We start from the raw sequence: 1,294 nt of genomic DNA, 5'->3' as shown, positions 1-1,294 counted from the left end.
TCCCCACTCAGTTCAAGATGTCGGGATGAACTGCGCCTCGACCACCCCGACCCAGCCCTTCCACTGCCGCACGCTGACCTCGAGCCAGACGTCGCTGCCGTTCGGCGTTCCGGTGTAGGCACCGTCCTTCTGCTCCTTGAGGCCGCAGTCGCGCAGTGTCTGCCCGAGTCCGCGGATGGCTTCGAGGGCCAGGTCGGTGTTCGTGTACTGGGAGACGCGGTACCGGGCTTTGGCATCGCCCTTCCCCGCGAAGGCGCTGGTGAGCTGCTGCTGAGGCTTTTGGAGGTCACCGGACCAGCCGTTGCATACGCCGTCCAGTCCCGCCTGCGGTAGCGGGGCCGTCGACGACTCGCCGTTGGAGGCGTTCTCTCCCGCTTTCCAGCCCAGGACCTCGTGCATCGGAAGGTCGGAGGGCTTGAGGTTCTGCACCGTGCCGTCGACCTTGAACGGGTTCCCGCCTTCCGAAGCCGCGTCGGCCCCGCGCGGGCCGGGGGGCGCCAGGTACGTCCACGAGCCGATGCCCACCGCCGTCGCGGCGACCAACGCGCCCGTCACCATGCCCACCCGCCGCCGGGCCCGGCGGCGCTCCCCCTGAGCACGTACGGCCTGCGCGGACGCGAGCCTCACCGGGACACCGTCCAGCAGTTCCTCGACGTCAGCCATGGGTGACGACCTCCTCGTCGTGCTTGTTGATGTTCGTGAGCTGCTCGCCGAGCAGTTTGCGAGCCCTGCTGAGCCTGGTCCGCACCGCGCCGGCGGACGATCCCGTCTCGCGGGCCACCTCTGCCACGGGCAGGTCGAGGAGATGGTGCAGCACCACCGCCCGCCGCTGTTCCGCGTTCAGCTCGCGCAGCGCCGCCACCAGGGCGACGCGGTCCTCGGACAGCCCCGGCATGTCCGGCGCGGGGCCGTGCCGCAGCTGGGCGCGCAGCCTGTTGCGGGTGCGCCGCCAGGTGCTGATGGCCAGTCGGGACGCCACCGTGCGCACCCACGGCAGCGGGTCCCCTGCCCTTGTGAGCCGGCCCCATCTCTGCCAGGCCCGCGCGTACGCCTCCTGCACCGCGTCCTCGGCCTCGGCCAGGTCCCCGGTCATCGCATAGACCGTGGCGACCAGCCGTTTTGCCGTGGCGGCGTAGAAGGCGTCGAACTCTGCTTCACTCGACATCCTGTCCCTGCTCCCGTCCCCGTACCGCTTCCTGCCATAAGCACGTCTGGGCGGCCCACGGTGTTACAGCCGCATCGCGGTCCGACCGACCGGACGGCATCGGGGTGGGTGCCCTGCCGCGTGGCGGGG

The 1,294-nt window shown here is 70.9% G+C and carries 2 protein-coding genes; both read right to left on the bottom strand.

The window, feature by feature from the left end; translation table 11 throughout:
• Window positions 1-12: 12 nt before the first annotated feature.
• On the bottom strand, window positions 13-663 hold the full coding sequence (locus GL263_RS26670) for a hypothetical protein (protein ID WP_182858300.1): 651 nt from the start codon (window positions 661-663) through the stop codon (window positions 13-15).
• Window positions 656-1,165 (bottom strand): SigE family RNA polymerase sigma factor, encoded by a 510-nt coding sequence (locus GL263_RS26665; RefSeq protein ID WP_182858299.1) that lies wholly within the window; start codon window positions 1,163-1,165, stop codon window positions 656-658. Before GL263_RS26665 ends, GL263_RS26670 begins: the two co-directional genes overlap by 8 nt.
• Window positions 1,166-1,294 lie beyond the last annotated feature (129 nt).

The organism is Streptomyces durbertensis (assembly GCF_014156695.1).
GTDB classification, from domain to species: domain Bacteria; phylum Actinomycetota; class Actinomycetes; order Streptomycetales; family Streptomycetaceae; genus Streptomyces; species Streptomyces durbertensis.
The sequence above is the reverse complement of the archived record's forward strand: the minus strand, read 5'-3'. Positions and strand labels throughout refer to the sequence as shown.

Bases quoted from the DNA above. Each gene is read 5' to 3' on its own strand.
- GL263_RS26670 (WP_182858300.1), bottom strand. From the start codon at position 663: ATGGCTGACGTCGAGGAACTGCTGGACGGTGTCCCGGTGAGGCTCGCG.
- GL263_RS26665 (WP_182858299.1), bottom strand. From the start codon at position 1,165: ATGTCGAGTGAAGCAGAGTTCGACGCCTTCTACGCCGCCACGGCAAAA.